The sequence below is a fragment of the Nonomuraea sp. N2-4H genome (assembly GCF_045291505.1).
GTDB classification, from domain to species: Bacteria; Actinomycetota; Actinomycetes; order Streptosporangiales; family Streptosporangiaceae; genus Nonomuraea; species Nonomuraea fastidiosa.
Map to the genome: position 1 here is coordinate 3,790,573 of NZ_CP147987.1, position 22,754 is coordinate 3,813,326.

Below are 22,754 nucleotides of genomic sequence, written 5' to 3' on the forward strand. Positions count from 1 at the left end.
GCGCCGTTTCCTCCCCTTCGCCCGACCCGTCAGCGGGTGGGGACCGGGGTGCGGGGAGAGGTGGGGCGGGTCTGGCGGGCGGCGGCGCGCAGGGCGCGGTAGAGGAGGCGGGCGTCGCCGAGGCGGTGGCGCAGCAGCTTTTCGAGCCCGCCGATGGGCACGAGGTTCTGCGGGGCGCGCGGGTCCTTGTAGTCGACGCCCGCGAGCGGCGGCAGGGCGCGGGTGAGCGAGTCGGCCAGCCGTACGAGGTCGTCGAGCGGCAGGTCGGCGCTCGCCTCGCAGCGTACGATCCCCGCCCACGGCATGTCGGAGGTCGTGGGCAGGCGAAGGTACCAGGTGTGGCGGCGCCAGCTCGTGCCCATGAGGAAGACCGGGGTGCGCTGGCCGGGCAGCAGCGCCGGCACGGTGGCGGCCTGCGGGGCGGGCAGGTAGGCGGTGTGGTGGGTCTTGACGTAGCCGACCGTGCGCGGCAGGTGCGTACGCCCCCGCAGCGGCCCGTCCACCAGCAGCAGGTCCTCCTCCCCCGCCTCGGCCCGGTAGCGGACGGCCAGGCCGACCTCCAGCTCGGTGAGGTGGCGCTGCAGGGCCAGGGTCAGCTCGTCGGGGCCGGAGCCGGGGGCCCTGCGTGCGCGGTAGGCGGCGGAGGAGGTGACGACGTCGGCCGCGTGCGGCGAGGCGCTGAACAGCGACCGGCTCACCTCGACGGCGACCGGCGCGGCCCCCGTTCCCGGGGCGCAGCGGACGATCCCGGCCGCGCACGAGGCCGCGATGCCGGGCAGCACGTCGGGCTCGCCGTCGGCGTACGTCCACAGCCGGGCGTCGATGCGGCGCACCCCGTCGGCGATCAGCAGCACGCCGGGCGGCGCGGTGGCGGGGTCGGGGGTGACCGGCCGCCACCGGGCGGCGGGCAGCTCGACGTCGAGGTCCAGCTCGGCGCTGGTGGCGTCGAGCTCGGCGAGCGCCTCGGCGTCGAGCGCCGCCGAGTAGGCGGGGTCCCACGCGTCGACGGTGAACCCGGCCGTCATGCGGTCGTCCTGCACAGGTGTGACCCCCTGGCGTCGCGGCTGACCTCGAAGCGTACCGGGATGCGGTCGGCCAGCGCGGGCACGTGCGTGACGACGCCGACCATGCGGTCGCGGCCGGCGGCCAGGCGTTCGAGCGTGGTGGCGACCGTGTCGAGTGTGGCCGGGTCGAGGGTGCCGAAGCCCTCGTCGAGGAAGAGCGAGTCGAGGCTGCGCGCGGCGGTGGCCGACAGCCCGGCGACCTGGTCGGACAGGGCGAGTGCCAGCGCGAGCGCGGCCTGGAACGTCTCGCCGCCCGACAGGGTGCGCGCGTTGCGCCGCATCCCGGCCTCGGCGTGGTCGATGACCTCGATCTCGTTCCGCGCGCCGAGCGCCAGCTCGTACTGGCCGTCGGACAGCTCGCGCAGGGTCTCGGAGGCGGCGGTGACGAGCAGGTCGAGCGCCTCGGTGCACAGCCAGCGTTCGAAGGCGTCGGCGCGCAGGCACTGGGCCAGCTCCTTGGCGACCTGGGCGCGCTCCTCCTCGGCTCTGACGCGCTCTTCCAGCTCGCGGGCGGTGGCGCGGTTCTCCTTGACCTGGGCGAGCCTGGCCTCGGCCTGGGCGATCGCGGCGCTGACGGCCTCGCCGAGGCGCGCGGCGGGCCCCGCCCGTCCGGCCCGCTCCCCGGTGCCTTCCGGCGGGGTCACGTCGTGCTCGGCGAGGCGGGCGACCAGCGACGTCCACAGGGCGCGGGCCTGCCGGTCGGTCCCGGCCATGCGGGCCTCCTGCTCCTCCAGGGCGGCGCGCTCGCGTACGGCCGCCTCGTCGCGCCAGGCGAGCAGGGCCGTCCAGGCGTGGTGGAGGTCGGCGCGGTCGAGCGGCGGCGCGCCGAGCGGGACCACGGTGTCGCGGGCGGCGTCCAGGTCGCGCCAGAGCCGCTCGGTCCTCCGTGCCAGCTCGTCGGCGCGGCTTCTGGCCCGGTTCAGTGCGGTGCGGGCCTCGCGCGCGGCCCGCCGCAGCTCGGCCGCCCGCTGCCGCGCGGCCCGCCCCGCCGCCAGCCGTTCCTCCAGCCCGGCCCGCCACTTGGCGATCCGCTCGGCTTCGAGCCCCCCGTCGATGGCCTCCGCCCCGGAAGGCGGCACCGGGGACGCGGCCCGCTCGCAGGGCTGCGGGTCGGCCCCCTCCGCGGCGGCGGCCGCCGCCCGCGCTCCGGCATCGGTGCGCGGCCTCCCATCCCGGCCGATCGTGGCGGCGTCGCCGACATCATCCGCACCGCTCGTGGTGGCGGCGTCGCCGAGAACCGCCGCCAGCTTCCCGCGCAGCTCGGCGGCGCGGGCGGCGAGTTCGCGTACGGTGCGGTCGAGGTGGCGCAGCTCGGTGCCGGTTTCGGTGTGGCGGCGGCGGGCCTGCTCGGCCTCCTTTCGCGTGGTCTTGACCCGCTGCTCGGCGGCCCGCAGATCATCCGTGGCCGGGTGGTGCGGCAGGGCGGTGACGGTCTGCAGGCAAGTGGGGCACGGTTCGCCGACGACGAGGCGGCGGGCCAGGTCGGCCCCGGCGTGGGCGTCGCGCAGCCGGTCGCGGGCCTGCTCGGCCTCGGCCAGTGCGGCCTCCAGGTCGCGGGCGCGGGCGGCGAGGGGTTCGAGCGCGGCGCGGGTCTCGGCGGCCTGGGACTCGGCGGTGCCGAGGTCGGCGAGCAGCCGCTCGTACGTGTCGAGCGCCTGGAGGCGTTCCAGCAGCACGGCCGGGTCGTCGCAGGCGGCGGCCGCGTCCTCGGCGCGCTGCTCGGCGGCCTCGGCGGCGGCCACGGCCTCGGTGAGCGCGGCCACCTCGTCGGTGGCGGCGCGGGCGCTCCCGGCGAGCGTGGGCACGTCGGCGGGCAGGGCGAGCGCGGTCAGCGCGGCCAGCCGGTCGCGCAGCGCGTCGCGCTCATCGGCGAGGCGGCGCAGCTCCTCGTCGTGGCCGCGCAGCGCGTCGAGGTCGGCCCTGATGCTCCCGTCGAGGTCGCGCAGCGCGGCGAGCCGGTCGGACGCGGCGCGCTCGGCCTGCTCGTCGGCGTCGGTGAGCTTGGCCAGGCGCTCCCTGGCGAAGCCGGCGGCCTGCGCGGCGGCGGCCTCCTCCTGGACGGCGCGCTGCCGGATGCGTTCGTAGACGTCGGCGTCGAGAAGCTGCACCAGCAGGTCCTGGCGCTCGCGCGGCTGGGCGTGCAGGAACTCGGCGAACCTGCCCTGCGGCAGTACCACGCACTGGGTGAAGAACCGGTATTCGAGGCCGGTGATGCGCTGCACCTCGGCGGTGACGGCGGCGCCCTCGGCGACGGGCCGGACGACGGCGGCCAGCAGCTCCTCCAGCTCGGCCGAGCCGGGCACGGCGGGGTCCAGCTCGTCGAGGCGGGCCTCGGCGGTGTGCACCTTGCCCTTGGCGTCGCGCTTGAGCGCCCGTACGACGGCGTAGCGACGGCCCGCGCTCTCGAAGACGAGCGCGACCTTGGCCGCGACGGCGGACGGCGCCAGAGCATGGGCGATGACGTTCTCCTTGCCCCAGCGCGGGACGGTGCCGTAGAGGGCGAAGCAGATGGCGTCGATGAGCGTGCTCTTGCCGGCGCCCGTGGGGCCGACCAGGACGAAGTACTCGACGCCGGAGAAGTCGGCGGTGGCGGGCTCGCGGAAGCTGCCGAAGTTGTCGAGGTGCAGCCGCAGCGGGCGCATCAGCCGGTCACCTCCTCGTGGAGGCGGTCGAACAGGGCGGCGACGCGGTCGTCGTGGCGGCCGGAGGCGGCGAGGTAGTCGCGGAAGAGGTCACGGGGGCTGCGGGCGGGTCCTGTCGCCGGGGCGCGGCCGGGGTCGCGTACGGGGCGGAACCGCTCGTGGACGGTGACCTCCAGGGCGGTGGGCAGGATCTCGCGTACGGCCTCGGCCAGGCCCGGCCTGGGCGGCTCGGTGACGACGACCCGCAGCCACGTCTCGGCCAGGCCGGGCGCCATGGCCTCCAGCTCCTCCAGCGTGCCCGTCCTGGTCGCGAGGGCGCGGGCCGAGGTGATGGGCACCTCGCGGACCTGGGCGGGACGGCCCGGCTCGACGGTGACGAGCAGCGCGCCGGGAGTGTTGTCCTCCTCGCCGAAGTCGACGGCGATGGGGGAGCCGCTGTACCAGATGGGACAGGGACCGGCGATCTGCTGGCGGCGGTGCAGGTGGCCGAGCGCGGCGTACTGGGTGGCGGGCGGGAACGCGGTGGGCTCGAAGTAGTAGGAGAAGATCGACTGAGCCCGCCGCTCGCCGCCGCCGAACCGGCCGCTGGGCAGCGTGCCGTGGGTGGTGACGAGGTTGACGGTGTCGGCGGAGAATCCCGCGGTGAGCGCGGCGACCAGCTCGGCGATGCGGGCGGCGTAGTCGCGGTTGTGCTCGGCCTGGGTGCCGGCCAGCACCTCCGCGGCGCGTACGACGTACCGATGCGACAGGAACGGCAGCACGGCGAGGCGCACGGGCTCGCCGGAACGTGCGGTGAAGGCGAGCGTGCCGCCCTGGTCGGGCCGCCGGAACGCGCCGACGACGTGCACGCCGATCTTGCCGAGCACCGGCCGGTAGACCTCCAGCAGGTGCGGGTTGTCGTGGTTGCCGGCCAGCACCACCACCTGGCGCCCGCCCTCGTGCAGCGCCATGAGGGCGTTGAGCACCAGCGCCTGCGCCTCGGGCGTGGGGGCGCTGGTGTCGAAGAGGTCCCCGGCCACGAGGACCGCGTCGACGTCCTCCGTACGGGCGATGGTCACCAGGTCGCGCAGCACGGCGCGGTGCTCGTCGATGCGGTGGCGGCCCTTGAGTACCTTGCCGACGTGCCAGTCGGCGGTGTGCAGGATCTTCATGCGCGCTTTCCCTGACCTAGAAGGGCGGGATGTCGTCGTCGGCGCCCGGCAGCCCGGCGAACGGATCGGCGGCGGCCTTCGGGCTCGAAGCGGGCCGCGCCGCGGCTTCGGCGGGACGGGTGGCCCAGGCCGGGAAGGGGAACGTGACGGCGAGCGGCACGGGGATCTCGGGCTGGGTGACGAACATCGTGCCGGGGCGGGCGATCGTGGCGCGGTCTCTGGCGGTGGCGGGCAGCCAGCCGTACTCGGGGCGGGTGGCCTCGGCCGGGTCGAGTCGGCCCGCGATGCGTACCGAGCAGTTGGCCACGATGCGCCGCTCCACCTCGGACGCGGTCTGCTGGGCGCCGATGAGGATCACGCCCAGGGAGCGGCCGCGCTCGGCCACATCCAGCAGGATCTCCTTGATGGGCGACTCGCCTTCGCGCGGCGCGTACTTGTTGAGCTCGTCCAGCACCACGAACAGCAGCGGGCGTGCGGTGCCCGCGCTCTCCTTGCGGGCGAACTCGCCGCGCAGCGTCACGCCGACCACGAACCGCTGCGCCCGATCCGGCAGGTTGTGCAGGTCCACGATGGAGACCTGGGCGCCGGACGTGCCGATGCCGTGCGGCCGGCCGCCGGGCAGATCACCGCGCACGATGGGCGACAGCGCCCTGACCGCGCCGCGCAGCCGGCGCAGGAACGCGTTGACGGTGCCCAGCGGGGTGGGCGCGCCGGTCCAGACGGCGCGGGTGCCCTCGTCGGCGAGCTGGGCGCCGATCACGTCCACCAGGTCGCCGAACGTGCGGCAGACGGGGCCGCCCTCCTCGCCGGGGCGGCGGATGCGTACGGCGCCGCTGTCCCCCACGGGCTCGGCCCACGCCTGCAGCCGCGCCGCGACCTGGCCGACGAGCAGCGAGTACTGGGCACGCTCGTCGTCGGCGTCGGTGAACACGAACCGCAGCAGCTCCTCGGCGCAGAACTCGGCCAGCGTCCAGTAGTAGGCGCTGACGTCGCGGGTCCTGGCCGAGACGTCGGGCACGCCGTTGGGGTCGCGGGGGCGCGGCGGCGCGAACACGTGGACGCTGCCGAACGGCCCGGCGGGCAGGCCGAGCCGGGCGTACTGGGCGGTCGCGGCGGCGTCGAGGCGGGTATTCGCGTGGTCGAGGAAGAGCAGGTCCTCGCCTTTCACGGAGAAGATCAGGGCTTTGGTGTTGGCGGCCTCCGCGCCCAGCACGCCGGAATTGAATATCGAATAGAGGAGAAATGTGGCGAATGACGTCTTTGTCGCCACGCCGGAAACGCCGGAGATCGACACGTGCGCGCCGCGAGTGCCGTCGAGAAAATCGAAATTGACGTACATCGGCCGGCCGTCGCGGCCGAGGCCCATGGGGACGCGCCGGTCCATGACGTCGAAGTAGAGCGCCTGGTCGCGGTCGCCGCTCGCGGCGCGGTAGACGGGGGCGCCGGGCAGCGGCGGCACGAAGACCTCCGGCTCGACCCGGGTGACGCGCACCTCCGCGCGCTCGACCACGGCGGCGGGCAGCGCGCCGTCGGCGATGAGGAAGACGTCGGAGTCGAACCCGGCGCCCTCGTGGCGCGCCTCGACGGCCGACACCACGCCCGCGACCAGCACCGGACCGTAGTCGGGCGTGTCGCGCCTGGTCACCACCACGTCGTCGAGCTGGACGACGCGGCCCGGCTCCAGCCCCACCCAGAACGACAGCGGGGAGGCGGCGTGGGTGCCGAGGACCCGGCCGACCGCATCCGCCGAGGCGGCCCTCCCGCCGGCGGCCGTCCCGCTGCCGGAGGCCGTCGCGCCGGCGGCGGTCCCATTCCCACCGGAGGCCGTCGCGCGCCCTGAGGTGTGGCCGGTGGACCCGTTGGCGGCCGCCGCCTCCGTCTGCTCGCTCACCGATCTCCCCCGCCCCGGACGTTCACGTACTTCCCGCAGAATCCTAACGACCGCAATGCCGCCTTTTGCCACTGTTGTGACATTGCCGACAGGGAGGCGTGGTGGCCGGACCGATTGGTCAAAAGCAGGTAAAGAATCACCGGTAACGGGGCGCGTGCGCGCGGTACTCGCCGTAGCGGCGGGCCCGGTGCAGCGCCTCCAGGAACGCCCGAGGGCCGTCGAAGTCGGGCATCTCCATGTACGCGGCGCCGATCCCGTCCGGGTCGTGGGCGTCGGAGCCGACGGTGCCGGGCAGCCGGTACGCCCGTGCCGCCCGTAGCGCGGCCCTGTTGTGCTCCTGGTCCTCGATCTTGGCGTTGAACACCTCGACGGCGTCGATCAGCCCGTCGCGGCACAGCTCTTCCAGGCGGTCGCCGAGGCCGGAGCGCTCCGGATCGTACGGGTGCGGCGCGCACACCAGCCCGCCTTGGGCGCGGATGCGCCGGATCGCCTCGCGGGCGGGCAGCACGTACGGCACCCGCTCGGTCAGGAACAGCCCGAGCAGCTCGCCCCACCCCGTACGGATCTCCTCGCCCGGCACGACCCGGCACCCGACGGCCCGCGACAGCTCCTCGGCCGTGCCCGCCAGGTGGTTGTGGTCGGTCAGGCACACGACGTCGATGCGGTGCGCGGCCACCCGTTCGGCGAGCAGGTCGAGCGTGGTGACCGCGTCGCCGGAGGCCACGGTGTGCACGTGGCAGTCCACCCGCACCCATCCGGCGGGCACGGGCCGCTGGGTGTCGGGCGGTGACGCCGGCTCGATCGCGGGCGGCACGTGCGTCACGATCTCCGCTCCCCTGGCGATGCCGGCGCACCCCCGGGTGCGGCGGGCGCGGGCTCTTCCCCCGCGGGTACGGCGGCCTGGCGGGCGCGGCGGCGCAGCCCGCCGAGCGAGGCCAGCACCGCCAGCACGGACACGGTGGCGAGCACCCCGAACGTGATCCGATACCCGGTGATCAGCGCCCCGATCCCCTCGGGGGCCACCCGCGACAGCGTCCCGGCGAAGACGGCGGGCCGCAGCGCGGCCGGCAGCGGCCCGGTGACCAGGGAGAGGGCGAGCGCGGTGCTCACCACGACGCCGGTGTTCTGCACCATGAGCCGCATGGCGTTGACGATGCCGATCCGGTGGGAGGGAAGCTGGTCGAGTATCGCGGTGGCGGTGGCCGGCAGGAACATCCCGGCGCCGGCTCCGACCAGCACCGTGCCGGCGCAGACGGGCGCGTACCCGACGTCCGGCGACAGGCACGCGAGCAGCACCACCAGCCCCGCGGTGCCGACGACGTTGCCGAGCAGCCCCACGACCCGGGCGCCGAGCCAGGCGTGCAGCGGGCCGGCGCTCATCGACGCGATCATCATGGCGACCGACAGCGGCAGCACCTTCAGCCCTGCCGCGACCGGGTTCTCGCCGTGCACGGCCTGGTAGAACAGCGCGACGAGCAGCACCACCGCCATCCGCCCGACCGTGCTGAGCAACGTGGCCAGCAGGTCGAGCGCGAACACCCGGTCGGCGAAGAGCCGTACGTCCACCACCGGGTGCGCGCTGCGCCGCTCGACCACCACGAACACCGGCATGAGCAGGACGAACAGCACCACCCCGCCCACCACGACCGGGTCCGTCCAGCCGAAGTCCGCGGCCTGCGACAGCCCGAACAGCAGCCCGCCGAGCGAGACCAGCACCAGCAGGTTGCCCGGCACGTCGATGCCGCGCTCCCCCGTCCGGGACGCGGTACGGCGCAGCGTGATCGCCCCCCAGACGAGGCAGAGCACGCCGAGCGGCACGTTGTACCAGAACACCCACTGCCAGCCGAACCGGTGCGTCAGGAAGCCGCCGAGCGTGGGACCGACGAGCTGGGCGACGGAGAAGGAGGCGATGTAGATGCCCATGCCGCGGCCGAGGTGGCGGCGCGGGAAGGCGTCGGTGAGCAGGGCGGCGCTGTTGGTCAGCAGCATCGCGCCGCCCGCGGCCTGCAAGACGCGCAGCGCGACGACGTACCACTCGCCAGGGGCGAAGCCGAGCAGGAGGCTCGCGCCGGTGTAGGTGGCCAGGCCCCACAGGTACATCGCGCGGCGGCCGAACATGTCGGCAAGCCGCCCGAACACCACCATGAGCACGGTGTTGGCCAGCATGAACGACAGCAGCATCCAGCTCGCCGCGGCGGCGCCCGCGTCGAAGTGGCGGACGACCTCGGGCAGCGCGACGTTCAGCGAGCTGCTGCCGAGCGCGATGAGGATGCTGGCCAGGCCGACGACGGACAGCACGCGCCAGGCGTAGCGGAGCCGCGCGCGCTCACCGGTGTCGTCCGGTACCCCTGGATCGTCCCGGGCCGGTTCTCCCGGCCGGGTCATGGGAACGTGACCAGCGAGCGGATCACGTCCCCTGAACCCATGGCCTCGAACGCCTCGCCCACCCCGTCGAGCGTGATGCGCCTGCTGATCAGTCCCTCCAGGTCGAGCCGTCCGGCCCGCCACAGCCGCAGCAGGCGGGCGAAGTCGGTGCGCACGTCGCCGGAGCCGTACAGACAGCCGAGCAGGCGGCGTTCGGTGGCGAACAGCTCGGCGGCGCTGAACGTGACCGGGTCGTCGGCGCTGCCCGCTCCGACGACGACGGTGGTGCCGCCGCGCCTGGTGGACTTGTACGCCTGCCTGATCGTCTCGGAGCGGCCCACGACCTCGAAGGCGTAGTCGAAGCCGAGCCCGCCGGTCAGCTCCTTGGCGGCCTCCCGCAGCTCGTCGGGGGTGAGGGTGTGGGTGGCGCCGAAGGCGCGGGCGGCGGCCAGCTTCTCCGGTACGCGGTCCACCGCCACGACGGGCGCGGCGGCGGCCAGCGCGGCGCCCTGGATGACGTTGACGCCGACGCCACCGCAGCCGATCACCAGCACCGACGAGCCGGGCCGCACGCGGGCGGTGTTGATCACCGCGCCGACGCCGGTGAGCACCGCGCAGCCGACCACGGCGGCCACCTCGAACGGCACGTCGTCGGGGATGGGGATGGCGGCGCGGGCGTCCACGACCGTCTCCTCGGCGAAGCAGCCGACGCCCAGCCCCGCGTACGCGGGCTCGCCGCCGACGGTCAGCGTGGGCTCGGCGGGCGGGCTGACGGAGGTGCACAGGTTGGGCTGCCCGCCCAGGCAGTACGCGCAGCCGCCGCAGGGCGGGATCCACGACAGGATGACGTGGCTGCCGACGGGCGGCCCCGTCACGCCGGGACCGAGCTCGACCACCTCGCCCGCGCCCTCGTGGCCGGGCACGAGCGGCAGCCGGGCGGGCAGCCGTCCCTCGCACATCGACAGGTCGGAGTGGCAGACGCCGGCGGCCCGCAGCCGTACGCGCACCTCGCCAGGGCCTGGCGGCCGGATGGCCAGCCCGTCGCTGACCTCGACCGGCTTGCCCGTCTCGCGCAGGATGACGCCTCGCATCGATCTTTCTCCCCGGTGCTTCAGAGCTGGATGGACGTGGTGGTGAGGAACTCCTCCAGCCCGAAGCGGCCGTACTCGCGGCCGTACCCGGACTGCTTGTAGCCGCCGAAGGGGGCCAGGCCGTTGTGCGCGCCGTCGTTGACGCTGATCTGCCCGGCGCGCAGCCGCCGGGCGACGCGGTAGGCGCGCTCGGGGTCGGCGCCGCGGACTCCGGCGGCCAGCCCGTACGCGGTGCCGTTGGCGATCCTGACCGCCTGGTCCTCGCCGTCGTAGGGCAGGATGACCAGGACCGGCCCGAAGATCTCCTCCTGGGCGACGCGCGCCTCGGGGGTCACGCCGGTGAGCACGGTCGGCCGCACGTAGAAGCCGCGTTCCAGGCCGTCGGGCGCGTCGGGGCCGCCGGTGAGCACGGTCGCGCCGTCCTCGGCCGCCGAGCGCAGGTGGTCGCGTACGCGCTCGCGCTGCACGTCCGACACCAGCGGGCCGAGCCTGGTGGCGGGGTCGCGCGGGTCGCCCACCGTGTACGTGCTCGCCTCGTCGGCGGCGACGCGCTCGGCCTGCTCCAGCCGCTCGCGCGGGACGAGCAGCCGGGTCAGCGCCGAGCAGGTCTGGCCCGAGTTGAGGTAGCAGGCGGCGACGCCTTTGCGTACGGCGTCCTCGAAGGCGCCGTCGTCGAGATCGTCGAGCAGCACGTTCGCGGACTTGCCGCCGAGCTCCAGCGCGGTGCGCTTGACCCCGGCGGCGGCCAGCTCGGCGACCCGCCGCCCGGCCCTGGTGGAGCCGGTGAAGGAGACCATGTCCACCTGCGGGTGGCCGGCCAGCGCCTCCCCGGCCTCGGGCCCGGTGCCGGAGACCAGGTTGAACACGCCCGCGGGCACGCCGGCCTCGTGCATGACATCGGCCAGCACGAACGCGTTCAGCGGCGTGACCTCGCTGGGCTTGAGCACCACCGTGCAGCCGGCGGTCAGCGCGGGGGCGACCTTGGCGGCGATCTGGTGCAGCGGGTAGTTCCACGGGGTGATGGCGCCGACGACGCCGATGGGGTCGCGGTGCACGACCGAGTTGCCGAGCCGTTCCTCGAACGCGATCTCGGCGGCGACCTGCGGCATCGAGGCGAACGTCCGGATGGGCGCGCCCACCTGGATGGCCTTGGTGAGCTTCAGCGGCATGCCCAGCTCGTCCACGATCATGTCGGCCAGCTCGTCGGCGCGTTCCCGCAGGGCCTCGGCCACCTTCGCGCAGAGGGCGGCCCGCTCGGCGACCGGCCGGGCCGACCAGCCGGGCAGGGCGGCGGCAGCGGCCTCGACCGCGCGGGCCACGTCCTTGACGCCGCCGCGCGGCACCTCGTCGAAGACCTCCTCGGTGGCGGGGTTCACCACCGGTATCGGCGTGCCGCCGCTCGCCTGTACCCACTCACCGTCGACATAGATCCGATGCGGCATGACCCCACCTTAAGGAACGGACGCAAATTCTAGATTCGGATTCTAGATTCGCCGTACGTTCCCGTCCAGGGCGGCGGTGTGGAGCCTGGGAGGCCGACAGCCGGTGGGGGCCGTCAGCCGATACGGACGGGGAGGGTCCTGGGCCCGCGTACCTGGCTGGCCGCCCAGGTCACCGCCGCCGGGTCGGCCAGCTCGAACACGGGGATCCGCTCCAGCCAGACCTCCAGCGCGACCCGCAGCTCCATGCGCGCGAGATGCGAGCCGACGCACCGGTGGATGCCCAGCCCGAACGCGACGTGCCGGTTCACCTCGCGGTCGATCACCACCTCACCGGCCCGCTCGAACTGCCGCGGATCCCGGTTGGCGGAGGGGAACGACAGCAGCACCCAGTCGTCGGCCTTCATCTCCACCCCGCGCCAGGTCATGTCCTCCTTGACCAGGCGGGCCATGGTGACCGGCGCGTACGCCCGCAGGAACTCCTCCATCGCCGTCGGCAGCAGCTCCGGCTCGGCCACCAGCCGCTCCCGGTCGGCCGGCGTCTTGGCCAGATGCCACAGCGAGGCCCCGATCGCGCTCCACGTCGTGTCGATCCCGGCGATGAGCAGCAGCGTCATCATGCCCACCACGTGGATCGGGTCGAGCTTGCGGCCGTGCAGCTCGGCGTTCATCAGGTACGTGGTGAGGTCGTCGCGCGGGTGCTCGATGTGGTCGTGGATCTGCGCCACTAGGTAGTCCGTCAGCCTCTCGAAGCCCTCCACGCGCTCTTCCTGCGGCCGGTTGATGCTCTCCAGCGCGGCTTCGACGAACTTGGCGAACTTCGGCCCGTCCTCGGGCGGAAAGCCCAGCATGTCGGCGATCACCCGCATCGGGATGTGCTGGGCGTAGTCGGCGGCCGCGTCCACGACCTCCTTGCCGCGCATCTCGTCTATCAGCTCGTGGCAGTACGCCCTGGTCGCCGCCTCCCGCTTGGCCACCGCCGACCTGGTGAACGCGGGCAGCAGCAGCTTGCGGGCATCGTGGTGGAACGGCGGATCGGAGGAGATCGGCGGCACCGCCCCCACCGGGGCCAGCTCCTTGGGCGGGCGGACGTTGCTCACGATGATCGCCCGGGAGGAGAACCGGTCGGTGTCGTAGGCGATCGACGCGATGTCCTCGTACCGGGTCGGCAGCCACACCCCGCCGAACCGCTCGGTGTGCGCGATGGGGCAGCGCTCGCGAAGATCATCCTGGATGGGATAGGGATCGGCGGCCCACTGGGGATCGACGTGGGAGAAGTCGGTCGCCCAATCCGTGACCGGGTCGGTGACCGGGGCGGTGGCCGTGCCGATGGGGCGGTTCTTGCGCGCCTGCGCGAGCTCTTCGCCGAAGCGGTCGGTGGCGGTCATCGTACGGCTCCGCTCGGGGACCCGGGGTCGATCTGTACCTTCATGCCCTCGTTCCCGTCTGTGCTGGGTCTCGGTTCCGGGACGTCCTTGAGCGAATTAAAAAATCGTTCATTTGCCCCGTCAAGAGCCCCACGGCGGGTGCGGGCCTCGGCCGGCGCCCGGGGGACAGGTCCGCCTGCGCGCCTGCCGGCTCCTTCGTCCGCTCGGCCGCGTGAAGGCGCCACGTTACGCCGATGTCACCTCGGTGAGCGCGATGGTGCAGGCGTATTGCCGGTGTGTCACGGCGATGGAACGGCCCGGCGTGACCCTCCTGGTATCCGCACCGGAGGGAAGGTCACCAATGGCGTCCATCTTTGACCAGATCGGCGGCGCGAGCGCGGTCTCGGCGGTGGTAGACGAGTTCTACGAGCGGGTCGTGGCCGATCCCGCGCTCGGCCGCTACTTCGCCGGCACCGACATGGGCAAGCTCAAGGCGCACCAGCGCAGCTTCGTCGCGGCGGCGCTGGGCGGGCCGCAGGAGTACCGGGGCAAGACGATGGACCAGGCGCACGCCGGCCTGGGCATCACCGGCAGCGACTTCGACGCGGTGGTCGGGCATCTGGCGGGGGCCCTGACGCACTGCGGGGTGCCGCAGGAGACCATCGCGACGATCGCGGGCGCGCTCGCCCCGCTGCGCGACCAGATCGTGGCCGGCGAGGTGTCCACGGTCTGAGCCGTGTCTGGGAGCGGCGGGCCGGGCTTGTCGCGGTCAGGGGCTGTGGCCCGTCCCACCGCTCCCAGCGCGGTCGCCCCCGCTACCGCCGCGCTCCGTGCGTCCCTCCCGTGATCGCCCGCACCCTCCCCACGAGCCCTCACGCCCTCCCCACGAGCGCCCGCGCCATCCCCAGAGCCCTCGCACCCTCCCCGCGAGCATCCGCGCCATCCCCGCGGCCCCTCACACTCTCCCTCGAACACCCGCGCCATCCCCACGAGCGCCCGCGCGGGCTCCAGGGGCGCCGGACAGCAGGGTTTCGGCGACGGCCGTGCGGGCGTAGAGGACGTAGCGGCCCGTACGATGCGCGCCGGCCAGGCCGCAGGCCGGGTACGTGGAGCTGCCGCTGCTCGCGGTGACCGCTCTCGGCGCGCCCGCCCCGGCGAAGTGGGCCTGCTCAGCTCCCCGACCACGATCACGGTACTCGTACTCGGCCTGCCCACCGGCTCCTGGGTGACCGGGTCAGGCGCCGCCCGATGTTGATCGCGACGGACCCTGCTGCGCGCCGCGCTGCCGCTGTCTATCCCGCTCGCGTGGCGGCTGGACGCGCTCACCATGGGCAGGCTCGACGGGATCGCCGTGCTGACGGGCGCGGCCACGCCGGCGTCTCCGGGCTGGGGCATCCCGCCTGGGTGCTCGGGGCGTACCTCGCCGCAGGAGGGGCGGGTGTGCCGGTGGGGTCGTCGGCGGCCCATCTGGTGGGACGCGGGCTGGGGCGCGGGTGTGCGGTGCGGGCGGGCCGGCCTGGTCACCGCGCCTTCGCACTGATAGTGCCGTTCACGGGCTGGAGCGTGTGCCGTCTCGATCCGGACTCGGTCTTCACCCCTCCTCCAAAGTGCTATAGATATAGATAAATGGAGGAAGTCACGTGATCGAGTTCTATCTGGACGGCCGTTCCGGCCTGTCGCCGTACCTGCAACTCGTCCAGCAGGTACGGCACGCGCTACGCCTTGGCATGCTGCGCGAAGGAGACCGGCTGCCCACCGTCAAAGACGTGGTGTCCCGGCTGGCGATCAACCCCAACACCGTGCTCAAGGCCTACCGGGAGCTCGAACACGAAGGGCTGGTCGCCGCCCGTCCCGGTGTCGGCACGTTCGTGACCAGGACGCTGGCCGACACCACCTTGGCCGCGCACGGCCCGCTGCGGCAGCGGTTGCAGCGCTGGCTGGCCGACGCCCGCAGGGCCGGGCTGGACGACGAGAGCATCGAGGCCCTGTTCATGACCACCTTTCGCGGCGTCGCTCAAGAGAACATAGCGTGACCGTGCCAGGCAAAGGCAGCCCAGCGGCGGAACGGCCGGCACGACCACCGACCAGGCTCCGAGCATCCGGGCTCGGGCGCTGACCAAGCGGTTCGGACGGCGTACCGCGCTGGACGGCTGCACGTTCGACATCCCGGCCGGGCACGTGACCGGCCTCGTCGGCCCCAACGGCGCGGGCAAATCGACGCTGCTCAATCTGGCCGCCGGGATGCTCACCCCCACCTCGGGCACGATCGAGGTGTGCGGCGGCCGCCCCGGCAGCGGTGCCGGCCAGCTCGCCAAGGTCGGTTACGTCGCCCAGGACGCCCCCGTCTACGCCGCGCTGACCGTCGCCGACCACCTCCGCCTCGGCGCCCGGCTCAACACCGGCTGGGACGACGCCCTGGCCCGCGACAGGATCGCCCGCCTCGGCCTGGACCCCGGGCAGCGAGCCGGCAAGCTGTCGGGCGGCCAGCGCGCCCAGCTCGCCCTCACGCTGGGCCTGGCCAAGCGGCCTGAGCTGCTGCTCCTCGACGAGCCCGTCGCCACGCTCGACCCGCTCGCCCGCCGCGAGTTCCTGCAGGATCTCATGGAGGCGGTCGCGGAGCACGGACTCAGCGTCGTGCTCTCCTCCCATCTGATCACCGATCTTGAACGCGTCTGCGATCGCGTTGTGGTGCTGGCCGGCGGCCGGATCAGGGTCGAAGGGGAGGTCGAGGAGCTGCTGGCGGTGCACCACCGGCTCAGCGGTCCCCGCCGCTACCCCGCCAGGCTGCCCGCCGACCAGCACGTGGTCACCGCCGCGCACACCGAGCGGCAGACGACGCTGGTCGTCCGTACGCGTCACCCGTACCCGCTGGCTGGTCACCAAGCTGGCGGTCGTCGGCCTGGCGGCCGTGGCCGCATCAGAGTTGCTCAGCCTGGCGGTCACCTGGTGGGCCGGTCCTCTCGACACGATCGCGGACACGGCGGAGACGACGTGGTGGCCCGACGTCACCGCCCTGCCCGTCGGCGCGGGAAGCGTCGAGCTCCTCACGCGTGTCGATCCGCGGCTCTTCGGCGCGCGCGGCGTGGCGCCCATGGCTTACGCCGCTTTCGCGTTCGTGCCCGGCATCGCCGCCGGTGCCGTCGTCCGCCGCACCGTGCCGGCGATGGCGGTCACCGTCGCGGTCTTCGCGCTGGTGCGGGTCGCGGTGCCCGTGGCGGGACCGCCGGGAGCCTGGGTCGTCGTCAACGAGACCGTGGACGCGTCCGGCCGCACGGTCGCCGCCCTGCCCGACTGGGTGCGTCGCTGCGCGCCGCCGCCACCTGGGTCGGATCGACCGGTACGGACGGGACTCGACGTACCGGCCATCGAGGCGTGCTTCGACGAGCTCGCCGACCACGGCTACCAGCAGCGGATCACGTACTACCCCGCCGGCCGCTTCTGGCCGCTCCAATGGGCGGAGACCGCGCTCTTCCTGACCGCCACCGCCCTGCTCACCGGCTTCTGCCTCTGGTGGACCCGCCACCGCCTGCCCTGACCCCTCCCCTGTGACGCACCCCCGGGTCACGGGGGCGCTCACCCCTGCCATGAAACGCCCCGAAGAAGTACCCCATGAGAAAGGACACCGTCATGAGTCATGCCCGCACCCGGTTCCAGCGCGGCGCGGCCGTCGTCGCGGGGCTGCTCGCCCTGATGACCCCGGCCGTGAACACGACCCCCGCCCAGGCCACGGCCGCCGCCCCGGCCCTGCCCGCGCCGACCGGCTCCAGCCCGGTGGGCTTCACGGCCCTGCACCTGAAGGACACCTCATGTCCTGACCCGTGGCTGCCGAGCGTGAAGTACCGCGAGCTCATGGTGTCGGTCTGGTACCCGGCGAAGTCGCCGGGCCGCCACCGCGCGCAGTACATGACGCCCAAGGAGTCCGAGCTGCTGCTGAAGGACGGGAAATCACCAGCGTTCCTCCCGGCATCCTCAGCACGACCAGGACCCACGCCTACACCGACGCCCGCCCGGCCGGGCGGGAGCGCGGGCTGCCGCTGGTCGTGCTCTCCCCCGGCCACGGCAAGCCGCGCTCGGAGCTGACCGGGCTCGCCGAGGAGCTGGCGAGCAGAGGGTACGTGGTGGCCGCGATCGACCACACCTACGAGAGCATCGCGACGACCTTCCCCGACGGGCGCGTCACCACATGCGTCACCTGCGAGATCGAGAAGACCCCCGAGTGGTGGGTGGGCCTTGTGAAGAGCCGGGCGCGCGACGTGTCGTTCGTGCTCGACCGGCTCACCGGGCCGCGGGCGGCGTGGAAGGGCGCCCGCCTGATCGACCCGTCCAGGATCGCGATGGCCGGTCACTCGGTCGGCGGGGCCGGTACGATCCCGGCCTTGCTGAGCGACTCCCGCGTACGGGCCGGCATCGACATCGACGGCACCACGGACATGGCGATCCCGGAGGGCGGGCTGTCGCGGCCGTTCGTGTTCCTCGGCAAGCCGTCCACCTACACACCCGGGCAGGGCGAGGCCGCCGCCGCCACGTGGGAGCGGGACTGGGAGCGGCTCACCGGGTGGAAGCGCCGGCTCCTGCTGACCGGGGCGGAGCACCTGTCGTTCACGGACCTCGGCGTGCTGGTCGATCAGCTCGGTCTCGACGCCAGCGCCGGCATCTCCGGCGCCCGCGCCATGGCGGTCACCCGCGCCTACGTGACGGCCTTCCTTGACCGGCACCTGCGCAGGGGGCACCGGCCGCTGCTCGACAGGCCGTCGCCCGGCTACCCCGAGATCAAGCACTGCGCGCCGGAGAGCAGAACCTGCCGGTAGCGTCCAAGGCCGTCGAACATCCCCCACCTGGGACGAATCTTTAGTTACGCGAATATAATCGTTGTGTGCCTATAACTGATCGGTCCTCCCCCACGGCCGTGACCCCCGTGCTCAGCCCCCGGCGGCGGATGCTCGTCCTGGCCATCTGCTGCATGAGCCTGTTCATCGTCGGCCTGGACGTCACGATCGTGAACATCGCGCTGCCCTCCATCCGGCGCGATCTCAACGCCTCCGTCTCCGGCCTGCAGTGGATCATCGACGCCTACACGGTGGTGCTGGCCGGCCTGCTCATGCTGTCCGGCTCCACCGCCGACAGGATCGGGCGGCGCCGGACGTTCCAGACCGGGCTGACGCTGTTCACGCTGGGCTCGCTGCTGTGCTCGCTCGCGCCCGGCCTGGGCTGGCTGATCGCGGCGCGGGCCGTGCAGGCCGTAGGCGGGTCGATGCTGAACCCGGTCGCCATGTCGATCATCACGAACACGTTCACCGAGCCGCGCGAGCGGGCGCGGGCCATCGGCGTGTGGGGTGGCGTGAGCGGCGTCAGCATGGCGCTGGGGCCGCTCGTGGGCGGCTCGCTGGTGGGCGCGGTCGGCTGGCAGTCGATCTTCTGGATCAACATCCCGGTGGGGGTGGCCGCGTTCGTGCTGTGCGCGCTGTTCGTGCCCGAGTCGCGCGCGCCGCGCCCGCGCCGGGTGGACCCGGTGGGTCAGGTGCTGGTCATCGTGATGCTGGTGACGCTGACGTACGGGCTGATCGAGGCGCCGGCCGCCGGCTGGGGATCGCCGCGCACGCTGGGCTGCTTCGCGGTGGCGGCGCTGGCGCTGGCCGGCCTGATCGGCTACGAGCTGCGCACCGAGGAGCCGCTGATCGAGCTGCGGTTCTTCCGCAGCGTGCCGTTCGCGGGCGCCACCGTGACCGCCGTGTGCGGGTTCGCCGCCTTCGGCGGCTTCCTCTTCGTCAACACCCTCTACCTGCAGAACGTGCTGGGCCTGTCCGCCCTGCACGCCGGCCTCTACACGCTGCCCATGGCCGGCCTGACCGTGATCTGCTCGCCGCTCTCGGGCCGGATCGTGGCCGCGTCCGGCACCCGCATCCCGCTGCTGCTCGCCGGGATCACCATCGGGGCCAGCGGCCTGATCATGACGGGGCTGGCGGCCGGCACCCCGCTCTGGCGGCTCATGGCCGCGTACGTGCTGTTCGGGCTGGGCTTCGGCATGCTGAACGCGCCGATCACCAACACCGCCGTCTCCGGCATGCCGCGCGCCCAGGCCGGAGTGGCGGCGGCGGTGACCTCGACCAGCCGGCAGATCGGGCAGACGCTCGGCGTCGCGGTCATCGGCTCGCTGGTCACCTCGGCGGTGGCGGGACCGTTCGCCACCCACTTCCCTGAGGCCAGCCGCATCGGCTGGTGGATCGTCACCGGGTGCGGCTCGGCGATCGTGCTGCTCGCTATCCTGACCACGACCGGCTGGGCCCGCCGCAGCGCCACGCGCACCGCCGAACGGCTCGCCCACTCCCCCGACAGAACGGCGACCACGTCATGACCGACACCCCGGACCGCGAGCCCTCCGACGAGCGGCAGGGTCACGAGCACGGCCAGGAGGCGGTGAGCCGGGTCTGGGCCGCCATGCAGGACCTCGTGCTGCGGCAGGAGAACCGCCGCAAGGAGGTGGCCGACGCCCTCGGCATGAGCTTCTACCGGGTCAAGGCGCTGCGCCACCTGCTGTCGTCCGGGCCGATGACCATGCGGGAGCTGACCGCCGACCTCGCCACCGACAAGCCGTACACGAGCCTGATGGTGGACGACCTGGAGCGGCGCGGCTACGTGACCCGCAGCGTCTCCCCCGAGGACCGGCGCAGCAAGATCGTCACACTCACCCCGGCGGGGACGGCGGCCGCCGAGGAGGCCGAGCGGATCATGGCCCGGCCGCCGCGCTCCCTGCTGGCTCTCGGTCCCGACGACCTGGCCGAGCTCGACCGCATCATGGCCAAGCTCCGCGCTCCCGCCGATCAGCGGTGAGCGCTACAGCGTGAGCGTCGCGTCCGCGTCGAGCGGGAAGATGGGACGGTTGAGCCTGCGGTACGGCAGCCGGTGCAGGTCCTGGTCCACGCCCCCAGGCGTGAGCGCCAGCATCCAGCCGGCGGCGGCCTCGTACAGCTCGGGCTCCAGGTAGCCGATCTTCACGGTGACGACGTCCACATCGGCGACGTCCACGCTCAGCCGCCGGTACGACTCCAGCAGCCGGTACTGCATGCGCCGCGAGGTGAGGAAGACGCTGAGCCCGCCGACCCGCACGCTCACCACCCGGCCGCCGTCGGGGTCGTCGGCCACGGCCTCCAGCGTGCCCTCCAGCTCGATCGGGCCCGGCGGGCGCGTGTCCACCCGGCCGCCGGCGCGCACCCTGACCGAAGAGCCCACCGGCAGGTGGCCGATGAGCGCCACCGCCTCGGGGTCGAAGAGCGAGGCGTAGACGGCACGGACGGAACCGTCGCGGATCTCGGGCCTGGCCAGCAGGCGCGACAGGGCGTAGGTGACGTCGTCGGCGCCGCCCGCGCCGGGGTTGTCGCCGGAGTCGCTGATGAAGTACGGCCGGGCCGCGCCCTCCTTCAGCGCCGCGTCGAGGCATTCGTCCATGGTGCCGGTGGGCGCGACGAAGGCGAAGTCGTCGCGGGCGTCCCAGAACGCCTGGGCCAGCTCGCGGGCGGCCTGCTCGGTGGCGGCGGCGTCGGTGCCGGTGGCCACGACGGCGCCGGTGCAGCGCGGCTCGTCGGCCCAGGCGAAGCCGATCCAGATGGCCGCGTCGATCACGCCGGGCCTGGACTCGACCTCGGGAATGCGGGCGTACAGGCCGCGGGCGGGCTCGACGCGGGTGCTGGTCATCTCGCCGGGCAGCAGGATCGGCACGTGCACGAGCGACTTGTGCGGCCGTCCTTCGCCGGCGCGCAGGCGGTGCAGCGCCTCGACGAGGTTGCGGGCGGCGCGCTCGCGGGTCTCCCAGACGTCCACGTGGGGCGCGGTGCGGTAGCAGGTGAGCAGGTCGCAGCCGCCGAACAGGACGTGGGAGACGTTGCCGTGCAGGTCCATCGCGGCCGACACCAGCGGCTCGGGGCCGATGACGGAGCGGATGGCGGTGATGAGGTCGCCTTCTGCGTCCTCGCGGCCGACGACGCTCATCGCGCCGTGGATGTCCAGCAGCACGCCGTCGAACGTGCCCTGGCCGAGGCCCTGGACGATCTCCTCGCGCCAGGCGTCGTACGCGGCGGGCTCGACGGCGCCGCCGGGCAAGGCGCGGGCATGCACGAGCGGCACCCACTCCACTTCGGCGGCCCACGGCTGCTCCAGCCAGTCGTAGCGGCCCAGCAGGGCCTGCCCTCGGGTGACGTCGAAGTCGGCGGTGCCGCTCAGGTGCGGCGAGAACGTGCTGGACTCGATGTGGATGCCGCAGATGGCGATGCGCAGGGACACGGTGCTGCTTTCCAGAAGATTCGGGGCTAGGAGGTGGTGGTGGCGTCGGCGGCGGGCCGCTGCTCGGGTGAGAGGTTCACGCCGGCCGTCTCGCGCAGGAGGCGGCCGAGCCCGATGAGGGCGGCGTCGGGGCCGGCGGCGCTCGGCTCGATGGTCAGCGACTGGGTCAGGGGCGGCAGGCAGCGCTCGTACAGCATGCCTTTGACGGCCGCGACGTAGACGTCGAGGCTGGACAGCGCGCCGCCGATGACGACGCTGTCGGGGTTGAGGAAGTTGACCAGGCCCGACAGGGCGACGCCGAGCAGCCTCCCGGCCTGGCGGACGAGCGTGACCACGGCGGGGTCGGCGTCCACGGTGGCGGCCACGACGTCGCGCAGGTTGGTGACGGGCCGGCCGCGCCCGGCCAGCTCGCGGGCGAGCGCGGCGCCGCTCGCGACGGTCTCCAGGCAGCCGCGGCTGCCGCAGGAGCACTCGCGCTCGCCGCTGTCGGCCACCCGCACGTGGGTGAGGTCGCCGGACAGGCCGCGCCCGCCGCGGTAGATGCGGCCGTCGGTGACCAGGCAGCCGCCGATGCCGCTGCCGGCCTTGACGTAGATCATGTCGCCGGTGGCGCGGCGGGTGACGTACTCGCCGATGGCGGCGGCCTTGGCGTCGTTGTCGACGACGGCGCTCACCTGGAACCGCTCGCGCAGGTCGCTCTGCACGTCGTAGCCGCTCCAGCCGGGCATGCGGGCCGGGCCGACGAGGCGGCCGTGCGGGAAGTCCACCGGGCCGGGCAGGGCCATGCCGACGGCGAGCAGCCGGCGGCCTGGCGCGTGCGCGGCCCTGATGCGGTCGAAGGCCTCGGTGATCTCGTCGAAGATCGCCTGCGGGCCTGCGCTTATATCGCAGGCGAACTCCTCGGCCACCTGGAGCTCTCCCGAGGGCGCGCACAGGCCGACGCGGGCGTGCCGGCCGCCGAGCTCGGCCACGGCGTACACGCCGCCGTCCTCGCGCAGCCGCAGGATCTTGGGGCGGCGCCCACCGGTGGAGGCGCCCACGCCCTCCTCCAGGATCGCGCCCTCCTCGAGCAGGCGGCGTACGACGCTGGAAACCGTCGAGGGAGCCACCTCCAGCAGCTCCACCAGGTCCGCCCGGGAGGCGGCCTTGCCACTGGCCAGCAGGCTGAGCGCCTGCTCGCGCAGATTGGCGGGCGGCTCCGGCATCTCTCTCCTCTCCCCTGGCAGTGTGCAGGGCGAGCACGGGGGCCCGCGAGCGGGCCCGACCCCTGGGCCCGGCGGCGGGCCATCACAGCAGACGCCCATCATCGGGCACGGAGACGATCACCGAAAGATGTCGCGCGGATGTCGCGGACGTTCCGCACGGATCTCATCGGCGGATAGCTCCGCCGCGGACTCTATCCCGAAATAAGTGTCCCGAACAAAGTGGATTTTTCACATTGACTTACTACTTGCACCTCTATACATTCTCC

18 protein-coding genes and 1 pseudogene are annotated in these 22,754 nt (G+C 73.6%); 8 read left to right on the forward strand and 11 right to left on the reverse strand.

Annotated elements, in window-relative coordinates; genetic code table 11:
* Positions 1-29: 29 nt before the first annotated feature.
* From WBK31_RS17640 to WBK31_RS17680, 9 genes are all read right to left on the reverse strand, one after another.
* A complete protein-coding gene (locus WBK31_RS17640) occupies positions 30-1,025 on the reverse strand; it encodes a hypothetical protein (protein WP_364052379.1) in 996 nt (331 codons plus the stop codon).
* Positions 1,022-3,706 (reverse strand): SMC family ATPase, encoded by a 2,685-nt coding sequence (locus tag WBK31_RS17645; RefSeq protein ID WP_364052382.1) that lies wholly within the window; start codon positions 3,704-3,706, stop codon positions 1,022-1,024. The genes WBK31_RS17640 and WBK31_RS17645 overlap by 4 nt, the downstream gene beginning before the upstream one ends.
* Positions 3,706-4,857 carry an exonuclease SbcCD subunit D gene (locus WBK31_RS17650; protein WP_364052385.1) on the reverse strand — a complete coding sequence of 384 codons (1,152 nt, stop codon included), beginning with the start codon at positions 4,855-4,857 and terminating at the stop codon, positions 3,706-3,708. Before WBK31_RS17650 ends, WBK31_RS17645 begins: the two co-directional genes overlap by 1 nt.
* A 16-nt stretch (positions 4,858-4,873) precedes the next feature.
* Positions 4,874-6,748 (reverse strand): ATP-binding protein, encoded by a 1,875-nt coding sequence (locus tag WBK31_RS17655; RefSeq protein WP_364052388.1) that lies wholly within the window; start codon positions 6,746-6,748, stop codon positions 4,874-4,876.
* A 136-nt stretch (positions 6,749-6,884) separates the two neighbouring features.
* Positions 6,885-7,571, reverse strand: a complete 687-nt coding sequence (locus tag WBK31_RS17660; protein ID WP_364052391.1) for a CehA/McbA family metallohydrolase — start codon at positions 7,569-7,571, stop codon at positions 6,885-6,887.
* A complete protein-coding gene (locus tag WBK31_RS17665) occupies positions 7,568-9,046 on the reverse strand; it encodes an MFS transporter (RefSeq protein WP_406675251.1) in 1,479 nt (492 codons plus the stop codon). Before WBK31_RS17665 ends, WBK31_RS17660 begins: the two co-directional genes overlap by 4 nt.
* 83 nt (positions 9,047-9,129) lie before the next feature.
* Entirely contained in the window at positions 9,130-10,203 is a 1,074-nt protein-coding gene (locus WBK31_RS17670) for a Zn-dependent alcohol dehydrogenase (RefSeq protein ID WP_364052397.1), read from the reverse strand.
* A 20-nt stretch (positions 10,204-10,223) separates the two neighbouring features.
* Positions 10,224-11,645: an aldehyde dehydrogenase family protein gene (locus WBK31_RS17675; protein ID WP_406675252.1), complete on the reverse strand. Its 1,422-nt coding sequence runs from the start codon at positions 11,643-11,645 to the stop codon at positions 10,224-10,226.
* Between the two features lie 113 nt (positions 11,646-11,758).
* Positions 11,759-13,030: a cytochrome P450 gene (locus tag WBK31_RS17680; RefSeq protein WP_364052403.1), complete on the reverse strand. Its 1,272-nt coding sequence runs from the start codon at positions 13,028-13,030 to the stop codon at positions 11,759-11,761.
* Between the two features lie 340 nt (positions 13,031-13,370).
* Between WBK31_RS17680 and WBK31_RS17685 the strand changes: the two genes are divergently transcribed.
* From WBK31_RS17685 to WBK31_RS17720, 8 genes and pseudogenes are all read left to right on the forward strand, one after another.
* The gene (locus tag WBK31_RS17685; protein WP_406675253.1) at positions 13,371-13,742 is read left to right on the forward strand and encodes a group 1 truncated hemoglobin; all 372 of its coding nucleotides are present in this window, start codon (positions 13,371-13,373) and stop codon (positions 13,740-13,742) included.
* A gap of 907 nt (positions 13,743-14,649) precedes the next feature.
* A complete protein-coding gene (locus WBK31_RS17690; RefSeq protein WP_364052409.1) occupies positions 14,650-15,042 on the forward strand; it encodes a GntR family transcriptional regulator in 393 nt (130 codons plus the stop codon).
* Between the two features lie 145 nt (positions 15,043-15,187).
* A pseudogene (locus WBK31_RS17695) lies at positions 15,188-15,508 on the forward strand (ATP-binding cassette domain-containing protein); the annotation flags it as partial.
* A 409-nt stretch (positions 15,509-15,917) separates the two neighbouring features.
* Positions 15,918-16,544: a hypothetical protein gene (locus WBK31_RS17700; RefSeq protein ID WP_364057587.1), complete on the forward strand. Its 627-nt coding sequence runs from the start codon at positions 15,918-15,920 to the stop codon at positions 16,542-16,544.
* A gap of 74 nt (positions 16,545-16,618) precedes the next feature.
* Complete coding sequence (locus WBK31_RS17705) at positions 16,619-17,089, forward strand: hypothetical protein (protein WP_364052412.1); 471 nt, start codon at positions 16,619-16,621, stop codon at positions 17,087-17,089.
* Entirely contained in the window at positions 17,050-17,817 is a 768-nt protein-coding gene (locus tag WBK31_RS17710) for an alpha/beta hydrolase family protein (RefSeq protein WP_406675254.1), read from the forward strand. Before WBK31_RS17705 ends, WBK31_RS17710 begins: the two co-directional genes overlap by 40 nt.
* Positions 17,818-17,882: 65 nt before the next feature.
* Complete coding sequence (locus WBK31_RS17715; RefSeq protein WP_364052418.1) at positions 17,883-19,361, forward strand: MFS transporter; 1,479 nt, start codon at positions 17,883-17,885, stop codon at positions 19,359-19,361.
* Positions 19,358-19,837 carry a MarR family transcriptional regulator gene (locus WBK31_RS17720; RefSeq protein WP_364052421.1) on the forward strand — a complete coding sequence of 160 codons (480 nt, stop codon included), beginning with the start codon at positions 19,358-19,360 and terminating at the stop codon, positions 19,835-19,837. The genes WBK31_RS17715 and WBK31_RS17720 overlap by 4 nt, the downstream gene beginning before the upstream one ends.
* Before the next feature lie 3 nt (positions 19,838-19,840).
* On the opposite strand, the gene WBK31_RS17725 is transcribed toward WBK31_RS17720, so the two are convergent.
* A complete protein-coding gene (locus WBK31_RS17725; protein ID WP_406675255.1) occupies positions 19,841-21,283 on the reverse strand; it encodes a M81 family metallopeptidase in 1,443 nt (480 codons plus the stop codon).
* Between the two features lie 26 nt (positions 21,284-21,309).
* Entirely contained in the window at positions 21,310-22,488 is a 1,179-nt protein-coding gene (locus tag WBK31_RS17730; RefSeq protein ID WP_364052427.1) for an ROK family transcriptional regulator, read from the reverse strand.
* Positions 22,489-22,754 lie beyond the last annotated feature (266 nt).

Bases quoted from the DNA above. Each gene is read 5' to 3' on its own strand.
- WBK31_RS17640 (WP_364052379.1), bottom strand. From the start codon at position 1,025: ATGACGGCCGGGTTCACCGTCGACGCGTGGGACCCCGCCTACTCGGCG.
- WBK31_RS17645 (WP_364052382.1), bottom strand. From the start codon at position 3,706: ATGCGCCCGCTGCGGCTGCACCTCGACAACTTCGGCAGCTTCCGCGAG.
- WBK31_RS17650 (WP_364052385.1), bottom strand. From the start codon at position 4,857: ATGAAGATCCTGCACACCGCCGACTGGCACGTCGGCAAGGTACTCAAG.
- WBK31_RS17670 (WP_364052397.1), bottom strand. From the start codon at position 10,203: ATGCGAGGCGTCATCCTGCGCGAGACGGGCAAGCCGGTCGAGGTCAGC.
- WBK31_RS17675 (WP_406675252.1), bottom strand. From the start codon at position 11,645: ATGCCGCATCGGATCTATGTCGACGGTGAGTGGGTACAGGCGAGCGGC.
- WBK31_RS17680 (WP_364052403.1), bottom strand. From the start codon at position 13,030: ATGACCGCCACCGACCGCTTCGGCGAAGAGCTCGCGCAGGCGCGCAAG.
- WBK31_RS17685 (WP_406675253.1), top strand. From the start codon at position 13,371: ATGGCGTCCATCTTTGACCAGATCGGCGGCGCGAGCGCGGTCTCGGCG.
- WBK31_RS17705 (WP_364052412.1), top strand. From the start codon at position 16,619: ATGAGAAAGGACACCGTCATGAGTCATGCCCGCACCCGGTTCCAGCGC.
- WBK31_RS17720 (WP_364052421.1), top strand. From the start codon at position 19,358: ATGACCGACACCCCGGACCGCGAGCCCTCCGACGAGCGGCAGGGTCAC.
- WBK31_RS17730 (WP_364052427.1), bottom strand. From the start codon at position 22,488: ATGCCGGAGCCGCCCGCCAATCTGCGCGAGCAGGCGCTCAGCCTGCTG.